Source organism: Streptomyces sp. NPDC087310, from assembly GCF_044744405.1.
In the GTDB taxonomy this organism is placed as follows: domain Bacteria; phylum Actinomycetota; class Actinomycetes; order Streptomycetales; family Streptomycetaceae; genus Streptomyces.
In genome coordinates this window covers 26,867-45,925 of record NZ_JBIUYF010000004.1, presented here as the reverse complement: position 1 = coordinate 45,925, position 19,059 = coordinate 26,867, and the positions used below count along the sequence as shown (strand labels likewise).

Genomic DNA, 19,059 nt, shown 5'->3' with positions numbered 1-19,059 from the left:
GAAAGCGGAGAAGGCCGAGGAGGGCGACAAGGCCGGGAAGGCCGCGGCGGAAGCCCCGTTGCCGGACCACCCCGCACGGCCGGGAAATGCCTGGCCCGCCCGGTCGCGCGGTGGCATCCTGGCGGCGTGAACGGACCGGAGATCCAGATCGCCATCGCCCCCGAACTGCGCCTCTTCGTCTCGGCCGAGCGCCGTGCGGGACGTACGGCCCTGCGCACCGACGGCTCGTCCACCCTCGGCCACGCCGTCGAATCCCTCGGCATCCCGCTCACCGAGGCGGGACCGCTGCTGGTCGACGGCCGCGAGGTGCCCTTCTCGCACATCCCGGCCGCGGGCGAGTCCGTGGACGTACGGTCCGTGCCCCGGCCGCAGCCCGTGCCCGGCGCGCCCCTGCGCTTCCTCCTCGACGTCCACCTCGGCACCCTCGCGCGCCGGCTGCGGCTGCTGGGCGTCGACGCGGCGTACGAGAGCGAGGACCTGGGCGATCCGGCCCTGGCCACGCTCTCCGCCGCCGAACGCCGGGTGATGCTCTCCCGCGACCGCGGGCTGCTGCGCCGCCGCGAGATCTGGGCCGGCGCGTACATCTACAGCGACCGCCCGGACGACCAGCTCAGGGACGTGCTCCAGCGCTTCGCCCCGGTCCTCGCGCCCTGGACCCGCTGCACCGCCTGCAACGGCGAACTGGGCCCGGCGGACAAGGAGTCCGTGCAGGAACAGCTCCAGCACGGCACCCAGCGCGGCTACGACGTCTTCGCCCGCTGCGCGGCCTGCGGACGGGTCTACTGGCGCGGCGCCCACCACGCCCGCCTTGCGGCGATCGTCGACGACGCGGTACGCGAGTTCGGCGACGCGGCGGCGTGACCCGGGGCCGAGGGCCCGGGACCCAACTCCTCAGAAGGCGTACCGGTCCCCGGTGTCCGGCGCGAGGACCCGGTGCCGGTGGTTCTCCAGGTTGAGGTCGTCCGCGCCGCCGTTCCACGCGGTGTCGATCCGTACGACGATCTCGTCCGGCCTGCCGGTCGTCCGCAGATCGAGCGTCAGCTCGCTGCCCCGCCCGATCGGCCTGAGCAGCCCCGTACGGCACAGGACCGTACGGTCACCGCCCCACAGACACGTGGGCGGCAGCGCCTGGCCCGCGGCGACCGGGGCCGAGAAGTCGAGCCGTACGGTCGCGTCGGCCAGCCCGGACGGGCCGTGGTTCTCGGAGCCGAGGAGGACCACGAGGTGCCCGCCCGACAGCGACACATGCCCGTGATGGGCGAGATCGGCCTCGACGGCGGCGGCGTTCCTCCCCGGCACACCCGCTCCCGCACCCGGGGCCGCGCCCATGGCCACCGCCGAGGCGGCCGACACCAGTACCAGCACCACTTTCCGCATGACACCCATGAGCGGAACATAGTGATCATCACACTGTCATTCGGGCCACGCGCCCACCCAGCACGCCCACATCACCCGCATGGCAGGCTGTGCGCATGCTCGTGCTCCGCTCCGCCGCCCTCTTCCTCCTCGCCGCCGTCTTCGAGATCGGCGGCGCCTGGCTCGTCTGGCAAGGCGTACGCGGCGACGGCGCGATCGGCAGCGGCGGACGCGGCTGGGTCTGGATCGGCGCCGGAGTCATCGCCCTCGGCGCCTACGGCTTCGTCGCCACGCTCCAGCCCGACGGCGAGTTCGGCCGGATCCTCGCCGCGTACGGCGGGATCTTCGTCGCGGGCTCGATCGTCTGGGGCATGGTCGCCGACGGCTACCGCCCCGACCGCTGGGACGTCTCGGGGGCCCTGATCTGCCTGGCCGGCATGGCCGTGATCATGTACGCGCCCCGAGGCCACTGACCGTTTCCCGCCCCGCCGCGCGCCGCGCCTATCCTGGCCGGAGTCGATCACACGCGCGAGGAGTTACGTCATGAGCGCCACGGGGACCCCCATCGCCGTCATCACCGGAGCGAGCAGCGGCATCGGCGCCGCCACCGCACGGCACCTCGCCGCCGCGGGCCACCACGTCGTCGTCACGGCACGCCGCAAGGACCGGATCGAGGCCCTCGCCGCGGAGATCACCGCCGCGGGCCACCAGGCCACCGCGTACGCCCTCGACGTCACCGACCGCGCGGCGGTCGACGCCTTCGCCGCCGAACTGGACCGCTTCGACTCCGTGAACGTCCTGGTCAACAACGCGGGCGGCGCGCTCGGCGCCGACCCCGTGGCCACCGGCGACCCGGCCGACTGGCGGCAGATGTACGAGACGAACGTCATCGGCACCCTCAACCTCACCCAGGCCCTGCTCCCCGCGCTCACCGCGAGCGGCGACGGCACGGTCGTCGTCCTCTCCTCCACGGCCGGCCACGGCACGTACGAGGGCGGCGCGGGCTACGTCGCCGCCAAGCACGGCGCCCACGTCCTCGCGGAAACCCTCCGCCTGGAGATCGTCGGCACCCCGGTCCGGGTGATCGAGATCGCCCCCGGCATGGTCAGGACCGAGGAGTTCGCCACCACCCGCTTCCGCGGCAACGAGGAGAAGGCCGCCAAGGTCTACGAGGGCGTGGCGGACCCCCTGACCGCCGACGACGTCGCCGACACGATCACCTGGGCGATCACCCGCCCGAGCCACGTCAACGTCGACCTCCTGGTCCTCCGCCCGCGCGCCCAGGCATCCAACACGAAGGTGCACCGCGAGCTGTGAGCGCTCTTCGGCCGGGACACCGTCCCGGCCTAAGAGGCCCCAAGGCCCCACGGCTCCAAGGCCCCACGGCCCCACGAGCACAGCCCGGCTCGGCCCCCACGAGCACAGCCCGGCCCGGCCCCTCTCAGCCCTTCACGCAGATGACCTGCTTCAGCTTCGCCACGACCTCCACCAGGTCCCGCTGCTGGTCGATGACCTGCTCGATCGGCTTGTACGCCGCCGGGATCTCGTCCACGACACCGGAGTCCTTCCGGCACTCCACGCCCCGCGTCTGCTCCTCCAGGTCCTGCGTCGAGAACCGCCGCTTCGCCGCGTTACGGCTCATCCGCCGGCCCGCGCCGTGCGAGGCCGAGTTGAACGACGCCGCGTTCCCGAGCCCCTTCACGATGTACGAACCCGTGCCCATGGACCCCGGGATGATCCCGAAGTCCCCGCTCCCGGCCCGGATCGCGCCCTTCCGGGTGACCAGCAGGTCCATGTCCTCGTACCGCTCCTCCGCCACGTAGTTGTGGTGGCAGGAGATCACCGGGTCGAAGGCCACCCGGGCCTTCTTGAACTCCTTGCGGACCACGTCCTGGAAGAGCCCCATCATGATCGCGCGGTTGTACTTCGCGTACTCCTGCGCCCAGAAGAGATCGTTCCGGTACGCCGCCATCTGCGGGGTGTCCGCGATGAAGACGGCCAGGTCCCGGTCGATCAGGCCCTGGTTGTGCGGCAGCTTCTGGGCCGTGCCGATGTGGTGGTCGGCCAGTTCCTTGCCGATGTTCCGGGATCCGGAGTGCAGCATCAGCCAGACCGCGCCCGACTCGTCGAGACAAAACTCGATAAAATGATTACCTGATCCGAGCGTTCCCATCTGCTTCACCGCGCGGTCCTCACGGAACTTGACCGCGTCGGCGACTCCCCCGAACCGCTCCCAGAAGTCCCCCCATCCCGCCGTCGGGAATCCGTGCAGCCGCCCCGGGTCCACCGGGTCGTCGTGCATCCCCCGGCCCACCGGAATGGCCTGTTCGATCTTGGAGCGCAGCCGGGACAGGTCGCCCGGCAGGTCGTTCGCCGTCAGGGACGTCTTCACCGCCGACATTCCGCAGCCGATGTCCACGCCCACCGCCGCCGGGCAGACCGCGCCGTGCATCGCGATGACCGAGCCGACCGTGGCGCCCTTGCCGTAGTGGACGTCCGGCATCACGGCGAGGCCCTTGATCCAGGGCAGGGTGGCGACATTGCGAAGCTGCTGCATCGCGCCGTCCTCGACCGTCGCCGGGTCGGCCCACATCCGGATGGGGACCTTCGCGCCCGGTACCTCTACGTACGACATATTTCCTCAATTCCCCCGAAAGTCTGGATAACGCAAAAACCGGAGCCAAGGCAGCCATAGGGGACGGCCGACCAGCGTCGACGGCTTCGCGTGCGATAGACATTGTGTCCATCGACCGCCATCCGGCGGCAAGCAGTTTTGGCGAGAAGGGAGCCCGGGACCGTGCGGTTCAAGGCGCGACGCGCGTACGTACCCGGCCTGGCGGCGCTCCTCGTGGCGGCCGTCGCCGGCTGTTCGGCCGGCAGCGGCGACGACAGCTCGGCCGGCGACTCCAAGCCCGGCGAGACCACCAGCGCGACCGCGGCCCAGCCCGGCAAGTACCGGACCCTGCGCGAGGCGTGCGGCTCGGTGCCGCGCTCCACGCTCAAGGACCTGCTGCCGGGCGCCGCCTCGCTCCCCGAGGACCAGCAGGAGAAGGCGTACCAGGGCGCGGCCGCCGTCACGTACGACACCGACCGGCGCGTGGGCTGTAGCTGGAAGGCCGATTCGCCCGCCGCGTCGAACCAGCTCGTGATCGATGTCGAGCGCGTCGTGTCGTACGACCCCGCTGTGAGCGACGACACCCGCGCGCAGGAGGTCTACGCGAAGAAGGAGGCGGGCGCGAACATCGCCCCCGCCACCCCCTCCGCCTCCTCCTCCGGTTCGCCGGATGCGTCCGGCTCTCCCGGTGCTTCGGACGCCCCCGGCGCCTCCGACAGCGCCGCGGACCCCGGGCCGCAGACGGTCTCCCCCTCCGCCACGGCCTCCGGAACGGCGTCCACCTCCGCATCCGCGGGCGCGACCGCCACCGCCACCGAAGGTCTCGAACCGCGCGTCCTCGACGACCTCGGCGACGCCGCCTTCCTGGACGACGTCCTCGCCCGCTCCGGTTCGGCCGCCCAGCACCGCACGGTGAGCGTGGTGTTCCGCACATCGAACGTGATCGTGACCGTCCGGTACACCGAGCAGCCGGCCCTCTCCACCGAGGTCCCCGACAGCAAAGAACTCCAGGACAAGGCGCGGGGACTGGCCCGTACGCTCGTCGACCAGCTCAACGAGTAGGGACGGGCGGGGGCGGGTACGGCCCGCCCGCCGCCCCGCACCGGAGTCCGGCTCCGGGCCCCGCGGGGCGGGCGCGGCAGTTACCGTGGCCGCACGCGACCGCACGAGAGACCGCACGCGACCGCCTCAAGGACCCTGAAGGAACCATGCACCGATCAGCCTCGCGACTCACCCGCATACTCGCCTGCGCAGCCGTTCCGGTGATGCTCGCCGTCGCCGGCTGCTCGTCCGACTCCGGCGACAAGAGCGACGCGGACAACTCCACCACCCCCTCCCGCGCCCCGTCCCCCACCGTCGCGCCCGCGAAGTTCAGCGCGCTGCCCGACGCGTGCAAGACGGTCAGCGGCAAGACGGTCGACTCGATGGTCCCGAAGGCCAAGGTCAAGGGCGGCACGGAGGGCAAGTCCAGCGACGTCGCCACGCGCGGGAGCTGCTCCTGGAACGGCCTGGACGACAAGGGCGTCAAGGGGTCCCAGTACCGGTGGCTCGACGTCTCCCTCATGCGGTACGACTCCGACACGACGCTCGGCAGCGGTGCCAAGCGGGCCGGTGAGTACTACACGAAGGAGCTCGCGAGCGCCCAGGGCACCGAGACGGCCAAGGACGTCAAGACGGCTCCCGGGGCCGGCATCGGTAACGAGGCGAGCACAATCACGTACACGCTCAAGAAGAGCGACGCGAACTTCTCGTACGCCACCGTCGTGGCCCGTACGGAGAACGTCGTCATCACCCTCACCTACAACGGCACGGGCTACGCGGGCGCCAAGTCCCCCAGCGTCGCCGATCTGTCGAAGGACGCGGTGAGCGCCGCGAAGGAGGCCGTGGCGGCGGTCTCCGGCGGCGCCGGCGGGGCGGACGGCTCCGGCGGCTCGGACGGCGCCGACTCCTCGTCGAGCAAGTCGCCCGGCAAGCCGGAATCGTCCGGCGCGCCCGTGGACTCCGACGCCAAGGCAAAGTCCGAGTAAACACGATCACGGTCGCCGACCGCCCCTTTTTCTCCCCTTTTGCCGGGAACGCGGCCCTCTCCGGAGGGCCGCTCCCCGCTCCCCGCGCCACGTCATCCGCACACATGTGCCAGGCTGTGCCCGCCAGATGACGTCAGGACGTCATGTACCTGATGCCGAAAACGGGAGGGGATCGCGGGTGGCCGCGATGGAGCTGACACGTACGCACCGGATACTCATCGGGGTCGTGGTCACCGGAGCGGTGATCATCGCCGCGATCGGTTTCGCGGGCTCCTACGCCGCCGTACGCGAACTCGCCGAGCTCAAGGGCTTCGGAAAATTCTCACTGGTCTTCCCGATCGGTATCGACGCGGGTATCTGCGTACTGCTCGCGCTGGACCTGCTCCTGACCTGGATGCGGATCCCGTTCCCCCTGCTGCGCCAGTCGGCCTGGCTGCTGACGGCCGCCACCATCGCCTTCAACGGCGCGGCGGCCTGGCCGGACCCGCTCGGTGTCGGGATGCACGCGGTCATCCCGCTCCTGTTCATCGTGTCGGTCGAGGCGGCGCGCCACGCGGTGGGCCGGATCGCGGACATCACCGCCGACAAGCACATGGAGGGCGTACGGCTGACGCGCTGGCTGCTCTCGCCCGTCCCCACGTTCATGCTGTGGCGCCGGATGAAGCTGTGGGAGCTGCGGTCGTACGAGCAGGTCATCAAGCTCGAACAGGACCGGCTCATCTACCAGTCGCGCCTCCAGGCCCGGTTCGGCCGCAACTGGAAGCGCAAGGCGCCCATCGAGGCGCTGATGCCGCTGCGGCTCGCGAAGTACGGCGTACCGCTCGCCGACACGGCCCCCTCGGGGCTGGCCGCGGCCGGGATCGAACCGGTGCTGCTGCCGCCCGCGCCCACCCCCGAGCCGGTGCCGGCCCTGGCCGAACTCCCGCAGGCCAAGGCCGAGATACCAGCGGCGCCGGTCCAGGAGCAGCCCCAGGTGCAGGGGCCGGTACAGGACCGGGCGCCGGTGCAGGGGCCGGACCAGCAGCAGGACCAGCAGCAGGACCAGGAACAGCCTCAGCAGGTCCAGCAGGTCCAGCAGGTCCAGCAGGTCCAGCAGCCGCAACTCCCGCAGCAGCAGCGGGAGATCCCGGCCGCCACACCTGAGCGCCTCCAGAAGCAGCCCCAGCAGCAGCCCCAACAGCAGCCCCAGGCGCAGCAGTCGCCCCAGCAGCAGGGTCCCGGGCCCACGCAGGTGAGCCCCTGGTTCGCGGCGCCGCAGGTGCCCGAGGGCGCGTACGAGGGTGCGTACAACCCCACGTACGTCGAGGGACTTGAGCCGACCCCGGTGCGGGTCCCCTCCGGCCCGGAAGGCACCCCCGACGGCGGCCCCGTCCCCGTGCCGGGGCGCAACCGCCGTCCCCTGGGCGGCATTCCGGGCCAGGTGTCCCCGTCGCAGTACGCCGAGCCCCAGCAGCAGGACCAGGGCCAGGGCCAGGGCCAGGCCCGGCCGGAGGAGGCGGTCGAGGACCAGCCCGTCTCCGGTCTGCCGGACGACATCACCCGTGAGGAGGCGTACTTCAGCGCCTTCCGCAAGTACGTCAACGAGTACGGCGGCTTCCCCAACGCCCGTCAGTTCGGCATCTACTTGATGGACCTGTACGGCATCACGGGGCGTGGCGGCAACCCGCTGAGCGAGAACTCGCTCAAGCCCTATCTCAAGGACTTCGGCTCCCGCTACCAGTCGGAGCTGGACAACAACGAGTACATCGCCTGAGCGAGTCGTGTGAGTGTGGGGAGGGGAGTTCTCCCCTCCCCACACTCACACCCACACCGGCACCGCTCAGGCGCCGAGCAGCTTCCGTACCCGGTCCGCGCCGACCGCCAACAGCAGGGTGGGCAGCCGCGGCCCGGTCTCCCGGCTCACCAGCAGCCGGTACAGCAGCGCGAAGAACGACCGCTGTGCGATCTTCAGCTCGGGCGTGGGCTTGGCGTCCGGCTCCAGGCCCGCCATCACCTTGGGCACGCCGTAGACGAGCGTCGTCAGCCCGTCCAGCGACCAGTGGCTGTCCAGCCCTTCGAGCAGCCGCCGCAGCGACTCGCGCCCCTCGTCGTCCAGCGAGCCCAGCAGCTCCTCGTCGGGCTCGGCGCGCACGATCGTGCGTGCCTCGGCCGGCACCTGGCTGGTGATCCAGTTCTCCGCGCGGTCGAGCCGGGGGCGCGCCTCCTCCAGTGAGGACAGCGGGTGCTCGGGGTCCAGCTCGCTGAGGATCCGCAGGGTCTGCTCCTCGGCGCCGGCCGTGATGTCCACGACCGAGGCGAGGGTGCGGTACGGCAGCGGGCGCGGCGTGCGGGGCAGCTCTCCGGCGGCCGTGGTCGTCGCCCGGGTGTACGCGGCGGCGTCGGCCGGGAGGACGGAGCCGTCGGCGACCTTGCGCTCCAGCGCGTCCCACTCGTCGTACAGCCGCTGGATCTCCTGGTCGAAGGCGATCTTGAACGACTGGTTGGGCCGGCGGCGCGCGTACAGCCAGCGCAGCAGCGGCGCCTCCATGATCTTCAGCGCGTCGGCCGGGGTGGGTACGCCGCCCTTGCTGGACGACATCTTCGCCATCCCGGAGATGCCGACGAAGGCGTACATCGGGCCGATGGGCTGCACCCCGTCGAAGATCTCGCGCACGATCTGGCCGCCGACGACGAACGAGGACCCGGGCGAGGAGTGGTCCACCCCGGACGGCTCGAAGATCACGCCTTCGTACGCCCAGCGCATCGGCCAGTCGACCTTCCAGACCAGCTTGCCGCGGTTGAACTCGCTGAGCGCGACGGTCTCGGAGAAGCCGCACTCCGCGCAGGTGTACGTCAGCTCCGTCGTCGCGTCGTCGTACGCGGTGACGGTCGTCAGGTCCTTGCCGCAGCCGCCGCAGTACGGCTTGTACGGGAAGTAGCCGGCCGAGCCGCCGCTGCCGTCGTCCTCGGCGGCGGCGCCGGAGCCCTCGGCGGCCTCCAGCTCGGCCTCCTCGGCCTTCTTCTGGCTCTGCTTCTGCTGGTTCTTCGGCTTGTCCTTGGTCCGGTACCGGTCGAGGATCGCGTCGATGTCCGCGCGGTGCCTCATCGCGTGCAGGATCTGCTCGCGGTACACCCCGGAGGTGTACTGCTCGGTCTGGCTGATCCCGTCGTACGTGACGCCCAGCTCGGCCAGCGCCTCGGTCATCGCGGCCTTGAAGTGCTCGGCCCAGTTCGGGTACGCGGACCCGGCCGGGGCGGGCACCGAGGTCAGGGGCTTGCCGATGTGCTCGGCCCAGGACGGGTCCGTACCGGGAACGCCCGCCGGGACCTTGCGGTAGCGGTCGTAGTCGTCCCAGGAGATCAGGTGCCTGACCTCGTACCCGCGCCGGCGGATCTCGTCCGCGACGAAGTGCGGGGTCATGACCTCGCGGAGGTTCCCCAGGTGGATCGGGCCCGAGGGGGAGAGACCGGACGCGACGACGACGACCGGTTTCGTGCCAGGCGCACGTCGCTCCGCCTCGGCGATGACATCATCCGCGAAACGGGAGACCCAGTCGGTCTCGGTGCTCTGAGCCACGATCGGCACGTCCTTCTTCTTTCCTCGTACGCTCAAACGATCTCGTACGCCCAACAAACCTGGCGTCCGCCATTGTCCCAGGTACCACCGACAGAGCGAAAATGGCTTTGTTCCCCATGGGATACTGGGAGGACTTTCTCGCGGAACGTGCGGACTCGCGGACACGCGGACTCGCGGCCTCCGCGGCACACCCTCCCCCGACAGGAACGGCACCCAGCCCATGGCCCCGGTCACTTCCCTCGCCTCGACCGTCGATCAGCGCATCGCGGACGCTCTCTCGGCTGCCCTGCCGGAGGCCGGTTCCGCCGATCCGTTGCTGCGCCGAAGCGACCGGGCGGACTACCAGGCCAACGGCATCCTGGCGCTCGCGAAGAAGCTCAAGGGCAACCCCAGAGAGCTGGCGGCGCAGGTCGTGTCGGCGCTGACGGCGCCCGGCCTGATCGAGGAGATCGAGGTCTCTGGCCCCGGCTTCCTCAACATCACGGTCGCGGACCGGGCGATCATCGAGACCCTGGCGGCCCGCGCGGCGGACGACCGGCTCGGCGTCCCGTACGCGGAGAAGTCCGGCACGACGGTGGTCGACTACGCGCAGCCGAACGTGGCGAAGGAGATGCACGTCGGGCATCTGCGGTCGGCGGTGATCGGCGCGGCGATGGTCGAGATCCTGGAGTTCACGGGCGAGCGGGTGGTGCGGCGTCACCACATCGGCGACTGGGGCACCCAGTTCGGCATGCTCATCCAGTACCTGATCGAGCACCCGCACGAGCTGGACCACGACGCCACCGCCACCGCCGCCGAGCTGGACGGCGAGACGGCGATGTCCAACCTGAACCGCCTCTACAAGGCGTCGCGGGCGCTCTTCGACGGCGACGAGGCGTTCAAGGCGCGCTCCCGGGACCGGGTGGTGCACCTCCAGGCCGGGGACAAGGAGACGCTGGCCCTCTGGCAGCGCTTCGTGGACGAGTCGAAGATCTACTTCTTCTCGGTCTTCGACCAGCTCGACATGGAGATCCGGGACCCCGACATCGTCGGCGAGTCCGGCTACAACGACATGCTGGAGGAGACCTGCCGGATCCTTGAGGAGTCCGGCGTCGCGGTCCGCTCCGAGGGCGCGCTGTGCGTCTTCTTCGACGACGTGAAGGGCCCGGACGGCAACCAGGTCCCCCTGATCGTCAAGAAGACGAACGGCGGCTACGGCTACGCGGCCACGGACCTCTCCGCGATCCGCGACCGGGTGGGCAACCTGGACGCGTCGACCCTGCTGTACGTGGTGGACGCGCGCCAGTCGCTGCACTTCAAGATGGTCTTCGAGACGGCCCGCCGGGCCGGCTGGCTGAACGACGAGGTCAAGGCGGTCCAGCTCGCCTTCGGTACGGTCCTGGGCAAGGACGGCAAGCCGTTCAAGACCCGTGAGGGCGAGACGGTCCGGCTGGTCGACCTGCTGGACGAGGCGGTCGAGCGGGCGACGGCGGTCGTCCGGGAGAAGGCCCGCGACCTGAGCGAGGACGAGATCGCCGAGCGCGGCAAGCAGGTCGGGATCGGCGCGGTGAAGTACGCCGACCTGTCGACGTCGGCGGCCCGTGACTACAAGTTCGACCTGGACCAGATGGTCTCGCTGAACGGCGACACGTCCGTCTACATCCAGTACGCGCACGCCCGTATCCGCTCCATCCTCCGCAAGGCGGGCGACACGGCCCCCCTGGCCCACCCGGAGCTGTCCCTGGCCCCGGCGGAGCGGGCGCTCGGGCTGCACGTGGACCAGTTCGGCGAGGTCCTGGCGGAGGTGGCGTCGTCGTACGAGCCGCACAAGCTGGCCGCGTACCTGTACCAGCTCTCGTCGCTGTTCACGACGTTCTACGACCAGTGCCACGTCCTGAGCGACGACAACCCGCGCGAGCTGGTGGAGAACCGCCTCTTCCTCTGCGCGGTCACCGCCCGCACGCTGAAGCAGGGCCTGGCGCTGCTGGGCATCCAGGCGCCCGAGCGCCTCTGAGGGATCGCGCTCGGTCTCCCCGGTCAGCCGGGCACGTCCATGCGCTGTGTGCCGATCACCGACAGGAGCCGTAGCTGCTCCTGCGCCGGGGTGCCGGGTTCGGCCGTGTAGATGACGACCTGCTGGTCCCGGTCGGCGATGTCGAGGACATCGCAGTTGACGGTGATGGGGCCGATCAGCGGGTGGGTGATGGTCTTGGTCAGGGCGGGCTCGGTACGTACCTCGTGGGCGTCCCACAGCCGGGCGAACTCCGCGCTGCCGGAGAGCAGGTCGCCCACCAGCGCGGCCACCTCGGGGTCGTCGGGATAGCGCGCGGCCACGGCACGCAGGTGCCGGGCGGCGGAGTGGGCGAACGCCTCCGCGTCCGCCGGGACCTGGAGCAGCCGCTGCCCCCGGTGCGGTTCCAGGAAGGCCCAGCGCAGGAGGTTGCGCTCCGGCCGGGACAGCGCGGAGAAGTCCGCGACGAGCGCGGCGGCCAGGTCGTTCCAGGCGAGCACCTCCTGCGTCGCGGACAGGACCATCCCGGCGGCCTGCGGCAAGCGCTGCAAGAGGTCGAGGATGCTCTGCCGCACCTCGCGCGAGGGCCCGGACGGCGGGGCGGGCGGGGCGCCGGCGAGGTGGTGGAGGTGGTCGCGCTCGGCATCCGTCAGGCGCAGGGCCCGGGCCACCCCGGCGAGCACCTCGCCCGACGGGCGCGGGGCCCTGGCCTGCTCCAGGCGCGTGTAGTACTCGGTCGAGACGTACGCGAGCTGGGCCACCTCCTCCCGGCGCAGCCCCGGGGTACGGCGGCGCGGACCGGCGGGCAGCCCGACATCGCCAGGGGCGATCCGCTCGCGCCTGCTGCGGAGAAATCCGGCGAGTTCGTGTCGGTCCATACCTCCAGTGTGCGCGGCGCCGGGGCCCCATCCAGGTACCGCCGGTGCCTGGATACGCCCCGCCCGCGGTCGCAGGCTTACCGACATGGACCACACACAGACCCCCACCCCCGCTCCCACCCCCACCGCGCAGGGCCTGCTGGCCGGCAAGGTCGCCTTCCTCACCGGCGCCGGCCGCGGCATCGGCGCCGCCGCGGCCCGCCTGTTCGCCCGGGAGGGCGCCCGGGTGCTCCTCGCGGCCCGTACGGAGGCACAGCTCAAGGCGGTGACCGAGGAGATCCGGGCATCGGGCGGCACCGCCGACCACGTGGTGTGCGACCTGGCCGACGCGGCGAGCGTACGGGCCGCCGTCGACCGCACCGTGGAGCTGTACGGCCGCCTCGACGTCGCGTTCAACAACGGGGCGATCGGCCAGCACCCCGGCCCGATGGACCTGACCGAGGAGGCGGAGTTCGACGCCCTCTACGACGTGAACCTCAAGGGCGTCTGGCGGGCTCTCGTCGCCGAGGTCTCCGCGATCCGGGCCACGGCCGGCACGGGCGCCATCGTCAACGTCTCGTCCGTCGGCAGTTGGAGGGGCAACCCCGTGCTGCCCGCCTACGGCGTGATGAAGCGAGGGGTGAACAGCCTCACCGAGTCGGCCGCCGTGACGTACGGCCCGGAAGGCATCCGCGTCAACGCCGTCGCCCCCGGCGGCACGCTCACCGACATGCTCCACGACTGGGACGCGGAGACGCCGGGCGTCATCGACCAGGTGAGGGCACACACCCCGCTGCGCCGCGCGGCCGACCCCGCCGAGATCGCCGAGGCAGCCGCCTGGCTCCTCAGCGACCGCGCCTCCTACGTCACCGGGGAGGTCCTGGCGGTCGACGGCGGCCTGCGCGCGGCCTGACCGGGGGGCGCGGCCTGCCGTGGGCGAAAGAGCAGGTCGGACCGGTGCGGCGCCGCCACGCTCAACCTCGGCACAGGCGCAGAGCCGCCTGCGCGCCCCCTCTTCGCCACCGCACGCAACCACCGACCGGCGGCGGCCCCTTTCCTCCGCCGGCACGCTCCGATACGCTCAGTAACTCATAGTAATCAGATGCGTGAAGGAGGCCCGGATGGCCGGTGATCACGGCGGCAAACCCGACACAGCGGAGAGCGACGGCCACAAGCCCGACAGGCCCATCCCTCCGCCCGATCCGAAGCGTCCGGAGACACCGAAGCGGTGAGCGGAGAAGGCTCTGCGGCGCCCCTCGCCGACCGGTTGACCCGAGCCGGGCACCTCACGCCCGCGTGGCGTGACGCCTTCGCCCGGGTCGACCGGGCACGGTTCCTCCCCGACCGCGTCTGGATCCGCGGCGAGGACGGCTACCACCCGGTCGACCGCACCGCCGAGCCCGCCCGGTGGGGCGCCCTCGCCCACGACGATCAGGCCCTCGTCACCCACGTCGAGGACGTCCGCATCGAAGGGGACGGCAGCGAGACGGCGCGCGTCCCGTGCAGCTCCGCGAGCATGCCGCGCGTCGTCGCGCTCATGCTCGACGCCCTCGACGTCGCCGACGGCATGAGCGTGCTGGAGATCGGCACGGGCACCGGCTACAACGCCGCGCTCCTCTCCGAGCGGCTCGGCGACCGCCACGTGGTCTCCGTGGAGGTGGATCCCCGTATCGCGGACGCGGCGCGGGCGAACCTGAAGAGCACCGGTTACGCGCCCACCGTCGTCACCGGCGACGGCACGCTCGGCAGCCCCGCGCACGCGCCGTACGACCGTACGATCGTCACCTGCGCCCTGCATACGGTGCCGTACGCCCTGGTCGAGCAGACCGCCCCCGGCGGGGTCATCGTGCTGCCGTGGGGAACGGGCCTCTACAACGGCGTGCTCCTGCGTCTCACCCGGGCCGGGGACGGCACCGCGAGCGGCCCGGTCGTCGGTGACTCCGCGTTCATGTGGAACCGGGGCGAGACGCCCCACCGCGACGTGATGGCCACCGTACGAACGCGGCCCCCCGCGACCGCGCCGAAGCGCGCGACCACCGGCCTCGACCCCCGCTCCGTCCTCGGCGACGAGGACGCCGCCTTCACCGCCGGTCTGCTCGTCCCCGACTGCCGCTTCAGCGTCGGCCACGGCCCCGGCGGCGAGTTCACCCTCTGGCTGGCCGACCACTCCACCGGCTCCTGGGCGAGCGTCGACCATGTCCCGGGCGCGGACACCCATCCCCTCCACCAGCACGGCCCCCGCGCCCTGTGGAGCGAGGTGGAGGCCGCGTACGCCTGGTGGCAGCGGGCCGGCTCACCGGTCCGTACCCGGTACGGGCTCACCGTCACCCCCGCCGGACAGCGCCTCTGGCTCGACGCCCCGGGGCACGCCCTGCCCGCGCACCCCTGACCCGACCGGACCGCCGCCCACCGGACCGGGTCCGGGCCGCAGGCGGGCCGTCTCCTCGCGCAGGCGGGGCAGCGCGTCGTACAACGCGTCGCCGGGGCAGGTGGTGTCGTACTCGTCGCGGTGGCCCGAGATCACGCTCAGCTCGACCTGCGTGCCCTCCGGATACCGGCTGCCGTCGCTGCTGGAGACCAGCCGTGTCCGCCCCCTCGGGTCCACCCCGGGCCCCAGTTTCCACGCCGCCACCGCCGCCATGGCCCGGAGCATGCGCGCGGGAACGGGCTCGCCCTTCTCGAAGTGGCCGAGGGCGGCGATGCCGACGCTGCGCTCGTTGAAGCCCTTCGTGTGCGCCCCCTTGACCGCCCGGTCGACGCCGCCCGCGCGCCCCTCGTAGATGGTTCCGCAGCGGTCCACGACGAAGTTGTAGCCGAGGTCGTCCCATCCCATGCCGTTGATGTGGTGCCGCTCCATCGACAGCAGCATGGCGGGCACGTCGGTCGCGCAGTCGTAGTTGTTGGAGTGCAGCGTGTGGTGCACGAACACGGCCTGTACGGGACCGGTGTACAGCGGTTTCTCCCGTACGGCCCCCTCGTCCGCCCGCCAGACCCGCCGCTCCACCACGGGCGGCCTCGGCGCCCCCTCCGGCCGGGCGCGCGCTTCGCGGCGGGCCGGGGCCGACCGGTCGCGGTCGGGGGCGTCGCAGGTCACGAGGAGGAGCCCCGGCAGGCAGAGCGCTGCCGCCACCCTGACCCGGTCCGCCCTGCGTCGCCCCATGGCCCCACATTGCGCCCGCGTCCGCCGCACCGGGCTGCTGTGTACGCCGGCCGGGTGAACGAACCCCTACCCGGCAGATGCCTGCCGGCTGTGGTCCCTGACCGACTTCTCGATGGTGTGCGCACACGCGGTGAACATCTCGACCTGGTCATGGGTCAGATCGCGTACGGAGATCTTCTCCAGGGCGCGCCACATGTCGGCGATGGGCTCCCGCAGGGCGCGACCGGCATCGGTGAGGCTGACCACCATGACCCGCCGGTCGTGGGGAGCGGGCTCCCGGGTGAGCAGTCCGGCCTCCTGCATGCGGCGCAGCGACTTCGAGACGGTGGAGTGGTCGAGGCCGGCACGCTCCAGAAGTTCCGCCTGTGTCTGACCGTCGCGGTCGAAGAGCTGCATCAGCAGCAGTTCCTGTCCCGGGTGCAGGTTCAGGGCGCGCAGCATGGCGGCGGCGTGGCCGCGGTGGGCGCGGGCGAGCTGGAAGATGGCGTAGCTCATTCGCCCGTCGCGCGCCGCGTCCGGGAGCTCCGGGAGCTTCGGCAGCTCCGGGAGCTCCGATGAGGTGGTGTCGGGCATTGCTGCTCCCTGGTCACAAGAGTGGGGTGATCGGTCAGTTGACGGTGAGGACGATTTTGCCTCGGTTGTGGCCGCCGTCGCTGGCCTGCTGCGCCATGGCGGCTTCCGCCAGCGGGTACGTGGCGCTGATCGTGGTCACCAGTGTGCCGTCGGCGGCCTGCTGGGCCAGCTCGGCCAGCCGAGCCGCGGAGCGGCGCTGCGGGCCCTCGGCGAAGATGACGCCGAGTTCGCCGGCGCGGAAGTCGGCGGTGGTGACGATACGGTCGGTGCCGCCGCGCAGGGTGATGGAGTCCTCCAGTGCGCCCTTGCCCGCGGCGTCGAAGACGGCGTCCACCCCATCGGGGGCGAGCTCGCGGACCCGCTGGACCAGGTCGTCCCCGTAGACCAGCGCGGTCGCGCCGAGCGAGGTGACGTACTCCTGGTTGGCCGGTCCGGCGGTGCCGATGACACGGGCGCCGCGTGCGACGGCGAGCTGGACGGCGATGGTGCCGAGCGCGCCGGACGCCCCGTGGATCAGGAGCGTGTCACCGGAGGTGACGTCGAGCAGGTCCAGCACGCGTTCGGCACCGTCACTCGCCACGGGCAGGGCGGCGGCGTGCGTCCACGTCAGACCGGCCGGCTTGGGCGCGAGGACGGCCGCGGGTGCCACGGCGTACTGGGCGTAGGAGCCGGTGTCGGACCAGCCCAGGACCTCGTCCCCCACCTTCAGGTGGTCGACGCCCTCCCCGACGGCGTCGACCACACCGGCGATCTCACCGCCGGGCACGGCGGGCAGCGTGGTGGGGAAGATGGCCTCCATGCCGCCGGAGCGGATCTTGCCGTCCACCGGATTGACGCCGACCGCCTGCACCCGCACCCGGACCTGGCCGGGGCCGGGCCGAGGAACGTCGATCTCCGCCTCGTGCAGAACCTCGGTGCCGCCGAACGCGTCGAAAACAATGGCCTTCATGACGGTGGTCTCCTCAGGTGTCCTCAAGTGGGATGCCGCACCGACCACTTTCCGTGGCCAGCCACATAAAAGTAGCACCGATTGTGTGGCTAGCCAAGTAATTGCTTGGGAGGGGCGGAGGGCGCGGGCGGAGGACGGCGGGCGCGGCGCGGGCGCGGCGCGGCGCGGGAACAGCAGCGTGGGTGCGGGCTGGCCTGTCGGGGTGAGCCGGGGGTGTTTTATGGCGGGCGGTCCGCCCCCTCCCTGGTCCGATGATCGCGGCTCCGGGGCGCGCGTCAAGGGCGCTTCGCGTCGGCTCCGCCGATTCCGCTTCGCTCCACCCTTGACCCCCACCCCTCCACCGCTGAAAAAGGCGTGGGGAGGGGGCGGGGGGGAGGGGCCCCCTGGGAAACACGCCTGTCCCTTCGCTCCGTTCCAGGCTTGCGGCTCGGTTCGCCCTGCGGGGCGCGCAGCAGTGGAGTGGGGTGGCCCGGCTTTCGTCAAGCGTCTACCGACCGGTCGCGCGCTGGGCTTCATGCCCCGCTGGTCATTCGCCGTGGGTGGGGCGGTGGCGAATGGAGCTCGGCCGGGACCGACTTGACGGAGAGCGCCGACTTGGCGGAACCGGGTGCGATGCCGGGGCGGGGTGAGACGTCAGGGCGGGGCGGGACGCGGCACCGGGAGACCGATAGGGCACTTCCCCACCCAAAAAGCATGCGTTATGCCCCAGTTTGCCCGGGTCGACTGGGCAGTTGTCCATCCGTTGCTCCGTTCCTGCGCGCTCCCGGCACACCGAATCGGAAAGCGCAGGCACACAGGCCCGCCCCGGTCGCCACTCCGGCACCCCGCACGCTGCGCCCACCCCGATCACCGGACCTTCAGCACGAGCGAACCCGCCCACAGCACCGGTAGACCCATCGAACACTCCCCCGACCATAAGGCGCAGGATATGCCCCAATTTGCCCCATCCGGCTGACGGGTTGGCAACCCAATGTTCCACCCCTGCGTACATCCACCCGACCCCTCCACAACGGCGGGTGACCAGCGGGGCATGAAGCCCAACCGCCATCCGGTGGAGAGCCGCTTGACGAAAGCCGGGCCACCCCACTCCACTACCGCGCGCCCCGCAGGGCGAACCCACCCGCAAGCCTGGAACGGAGCGGAGGAACAGACGTGTTTCCCAGGGGGCCCCTCCCCCCCGCCCCCTCCCCACGCCTTTTTCAGCGGCGCAGGGGTGTGAGTCAAGGGTGGCCGAAGGCCATCGGCGAAGCCGACGCGAAGCGCCCTTGACGCACACCCCGGAGCCGCGATCATCGAACCAGGGAGGGGGCGGGCTGCGGCGCCCAACTCACCACTGGGCAGCACACCCGGCGTCACGGTCACGGAGTCACCGCGCGCTCAGTCCGAGGGCAGCAGCTCCCCGCAGTCCTCGGCCCGCTTGCGGAGCGCGGGAGGCAGCGCGTCATCCGCCGCTTCGCGAACCTCCTCGCGCCGTACGGCGAACTCGCACCACACGACTTTCCCGGGCCGCCGATCACTTACCCCCCACCGGTCCGCGACCGCCGCCACGAGCAGCAGCCCGCGCCCGCCCTCCCCGTCCTCGGCATCCTCCGTATCCGCGATCTCCGGCACACCGGACCCGCTGTCGTGCACCTCGACACGGAGTACGTCGCCGTCGTACCGCAGGAAGAGCCGGAACCCCCGGCCGGGCGGAACGCCGTGCAGCAGGGCGTTGGTTGAAAGTTCGCTCACGCAGAGCAATACGTCCCCGAACGGGAACCCCTCGGTCAGGGCCCAGTCCGTCAGGGCCCAGCGGGTGAACTCCCTGGCGGCGGGGACGGACCGTCGGTCACGACGGAAGAACCGCTCTCTCATCACACAATGGCGAGTTGTTTCATTCACGAACCGACCGTCGCAGAGTGTGACTAGGCTGGAACAGTGCGTGGACCGGTACGAATCGTTGGTACCGGTCCAAGAGGATCATGTACCGGCCTTTGT

At 71.5% G+C, this 19,059-nt stretch carries 17 protein-coding genes; 9 read left to right on the top strand and 8 right to left on the bottom strand.

What is annotated here, in order from left to right:
• Window positions 1-126: 126 nt before the first annotated feature.
• Complete coding sequence (locus ACIO3P_RS15275; protein WP_329822469.1) at window positions 127-861, top strand: Mut7-C RNAse domain-containing protein; 735 nt, start codon at window positions 127-129, stop codon at window positions 859-861.
• Window positions 862-891: 30 nt separating this feature from the next.
• On the opposite strand, the gene ACIO3P_RS15270 is transcribed toward ACIO3P_RS15275, so the two are convergent.
• On the bottom strand, window positions 892-1,386 hold the full coding sequence (locus tag ACIO3P_RS15270) for a hypothetical protein (RefSeq protein ID WP_329822468.1): 495 nt from the start codon (window positions 1,384-1,386) through the stop codon (window positions 892-894).
• A gap of 86 nt (window positions 1,387-1,472) precedes the next feature.
• On the opposite strand from ACIO3P_RS15270, the gene ACIO3P_RS15265 reads away from it, so the two are divergent.
• Window positions 1,473-1,829, top strand: a complete 357-nt coding sequence (locus tag ACIO3P_RS15265; protein WP_329822467.1) for a YnfA family protein — start codon at window positions 1,473-1,475, stop codon at window positions 1,827-1,829.
• Window positions 1,830-1,899: 70 nt separating this feature from the next.
• Complete coding sequence (locus ACIO3P_RS15260) at window positions 1,900-2,673, top strand: SDR family oxidoreductase (protein WP_329822466.1); 774 nt, start codon at window positions 1,900-1,902, stop codon at window positions 2,671-2,673.
• Between the two features lie 124 nt (window positions 2,674-2,797).
• On the opposite strand, the gene ACIO3P_RS15255 is transcribed toward ACIO3P_RS15260, so the two are convergent.
• Window positions 2,798-3,991 carry an RtcB family protein gene (locus tag ACIO3P_RS15255; protein WP_329822465.1) on the bottom strand — a complete coding sequence of 398 codons (1,194 nt, stop codon included), beginning with the start codon at window positions 3,989-3,991 and terminating at the stop codon, window positions 2,798-2,800.
• A 162-nt stretch (window positions 3,992-4,153) separates the two neighbouring features.
• On the opposite strand from ACIO3P_RS15255, the gene ACIO3P_RS15250 reads away from it, so the two are divergent.
• The 3 genes from ACIO3P_RS15250 (at window position 4,154) to ACIO3P_RS15240 (ending at window position 7,750) form a co-directional block, all read left to right on the top strand.
• Entirely contained in the window at window positions 4,154-5,032 is an 879-nt protein-coding gene (locus ACIO3P_RS15250) for a DUF3558 domain-containing protein (RefSeq protein ID WP_329822464.1), read from the top strand.
• 146 nt (window positions 5,033-5,178) lie between these two features.
• Window positions 5,179-5,997, top strand: coding sequence for a DUF3558 domain-containing protein (locus tag ACIO3P_RS15245; RefSeq protein ID WP_329822463.1), 819 nt, complete (start codon window positions 5,179-5,181; stop codon window positions 5,995-5,997).
• Window positions 5,998-6,175: 178 nt separating this feature from the next.
• Window positions 6,176-7,750, top strand: coding sequence for a DUF2637 domain-containing protein (locus tag ACIO3P_RS15240; RefSeq protein WP_401854884.1), 1,575 nt, complete (start codon window positions 6,176-6,178; stop codon window positions 7,748-7,750).
• Between the two features lie 66 nt (window positions 7,751-7,816).
• Here ACIO3P_RS15240 and lysS read toward each other — a convergent pair whose 3' ends face one another.
• Complete coding sequence (lysS, locus tag ACIO3P_RS15235) at window positions 7,817-9,562, bottom strand: lysine--tRNA ligase (RefSeq protein WP_329822461.1); 1,746 nt, start codon at window positions 9,560-9,562, stop codon at window positions 7,817-7,819.
• A 211-nt stretch (window positions 9,563-9,773) separates the two neighbouring features.
• On the opposite strand from lysS, the gene argS reads away from it, so the two are divergent.
• Window positions 9,774-11,546, top strand: a complete 1,773-nt coding sequence (gene argS / locus ACIO3P_RS15230; RefSeq protein ID WP_401854886.1) for an arginine--tRNA ligase — start codon at window positions 9,774-9,776, stop codon at window positions 11,544-11,546.
• A gap of 23 nt (window positions 11,547-11,569) precedes the next feature.
• Here the strand turns inward: argS and ACIO3P_RS15225 are convergent, their stop codons facing one another.
• Window positions 11,570-12,421, bottom strand: coding sequence for a helix-turn-helix transcriptional regulator (locus ACIO3P_RS15225; protein ID WP_329822459.1), 852 nt, complete (start codon window positions 12,419-12,421; stop codon window positions 11,570-11,572).
• An 85-nt stretch (window positions 12,422-12,506) separates the two neighbouring features.
• Here ACIO3P_RS15225 and ACIO3P_RS15220 point away from each other — a divergent pair, with 85 nt between their 5' ends.
• Entirely contained in the window at window positions 12,507-13,313 is an 807-nt protein-coding gene (locus ACIO3P_RS15220) for an SDR family NAD(P)-dependent oxidoreductase (protein ID WP_401854889.1), read from the top strand.
• A 315-nt stretch (window positions 13,314-13,628) separates the two neighbouring features.
• Window positions 13,629-14,789 (top strand): methyltransferase domain-containing protein, encoded by a 1,161-nt coding sequence (locus ACIO3P_RS15215; protein WP_401854891.1) that lies wholly within the window; start codon window positions 13,629-13,631, stop codon window positions 14,787-14,789.
• Here the strand turns inward: ACIO3P_RS15215 and ACIO3P_RS15210 are convergent.
• The 4 genes from ACIO3P_RS15210 to ACIO3P_RS15195 all read right to left on the bottom strand — a co-directional run bounded on the left by ACIO3P_RS15210 (window position 14,694) and on the right by ACIO3P_RS15195 (window position 18,963).
• On the bottom strand, window positions 14,694-15,560 hold the full coding sequence (locus ACIO3P_RS15210) for a peptidoglycan recognition protein (RefSeq protein ID WP_401854894.1): 867 nt from the start codon (window positions 15,558-15,560) through the stop codon (window positions 14,694-14,696). The two genes, ACIO3P_RS15215 and ACIO3P_RS15210, sit on opposite strands and share 96 nt — an antisense overlap.
• Before the next feature lie 66 nt (window positions 15,561-15,626).
• A complete protein-coding gene (locus ACIO3P_RS15205) occupies window positions 15,627-16,133 on the bottom strand; it encodes a MarR family winged helix-turn-helix transcriptional regulator (protein ID WP_401854896.1) in 507 nt (168 codons plus the stop codon).
• Between the two features lie 34 nt (window positions 16,134-16,167).
• Window positions 16,168-17,082, bottom strand: coding sequence for an NADP-dependent oxidoreductase (locus ACIO3P_RS15200; RefSeq protein WP_401854899.1), 915 nt, complete (start codon window positions 17,080-17,082; stop codon window positions 16,168-16,170).
• Window positions 17,083-18,459: 1,377 nt separating this feature from the next.
• Window positions 18,460-18,963 (bottom strand): ATP-binding protein, encoded by a 504-nt coding sequence (locus tag ACIO3P_RS15195; RefSeq protein ID WP_401854901.1) that lies wholly within the window; start codon window positions 18,961-18,963, stop codon window positions 18,460-18,462.
• Window positions 18,964-19,059 lie beyond the last annotated feature (96 nt).

Excerpts from the sequence above, each read along its gene's own strand:
- ACIO3P_RS15255 (WP_329822465.1), bottom strand. The coding sequence starts at position 3,991 with ATGTCGTACGTAGAGGTACCGGGCGCGAAGGTCCCCATCCGGATGTGG.
- ACIO3P_RS15225 (WP_329822459.1), bottom strand. The coding sequence starts at position 12,421 with ATGGACCGACACGAACTCGCCGGATTTCTCCGCAGCAGGCGCGAGCGG.
- ACIO3P_RS15200 (WP_401854899.1), bottom strand. The coding sequence starts at position 17,082 with ATGAAGGCCATTGTTTTCGACGCGTTCGGCGGCACCGAGGTTCTGCAC.
- ACIO3P_RS15265 (WP_329822467.1), top strand. The coding sequence starts at position 1,473 with ATGCTCGTGCTCCGCTCCGCCGCCCTCTTCCTCCTCGCCGCCGTCTTC.
- ACIO3P_RS15210 (WP_401854894.1), bottom strand. The coding sequence starts at position 15,560 with ATGGGGCGACGCAGGGCGGACCGGGTCAGGGTGGCGGCAGCGCTCTGC.
- ACIO3P_RS15220 (WP_401854889.1), top strand. The coding sequence starts at position 12,507 with ATGGACCACACACAGACCCCCACCCCCGCTCCCACCCCCACCGCGCAG.
- ACIO3P_RS15205 (WP_401854896.1), bottom strand. The coding sequence starts at position 16,133 with ATGCCCGACACCACCTCATCGGAGCTCCCGGAGCTGCCGAAGCTCCCG.
- ACIO3P_RS15270 (WP_329822468.1), bottom strand. The coding sequence starts at position 1,386 with ATGGGTGTCATGCGGAAAGTGGTGCTGGTACTGGTGTCGGCCGCCTCG.
- ACIO3P_RS15260 (WP_329822466.1), top strand. The coding sequence starts at position 1,900 with ATGAGCGCCACGGGGACCCCCATCGCCGTCATCACCGGAGCGAGCAGC.
- argS (WP_401854886.1), top strand. The coding sequence starts at position 9,774 with ATGGCCCCGGTCACTTCCCTCGCCTCGACCGTCGATCAGCGCATCGCG.
- ACIO3P_RS15245 (WP_329822463.1), top strand. The coding sequence starts at position 5,179 with ATGCACCGATCAGCCTCGCGACTCACCCGCATACTCGCCTGCGCAGCC.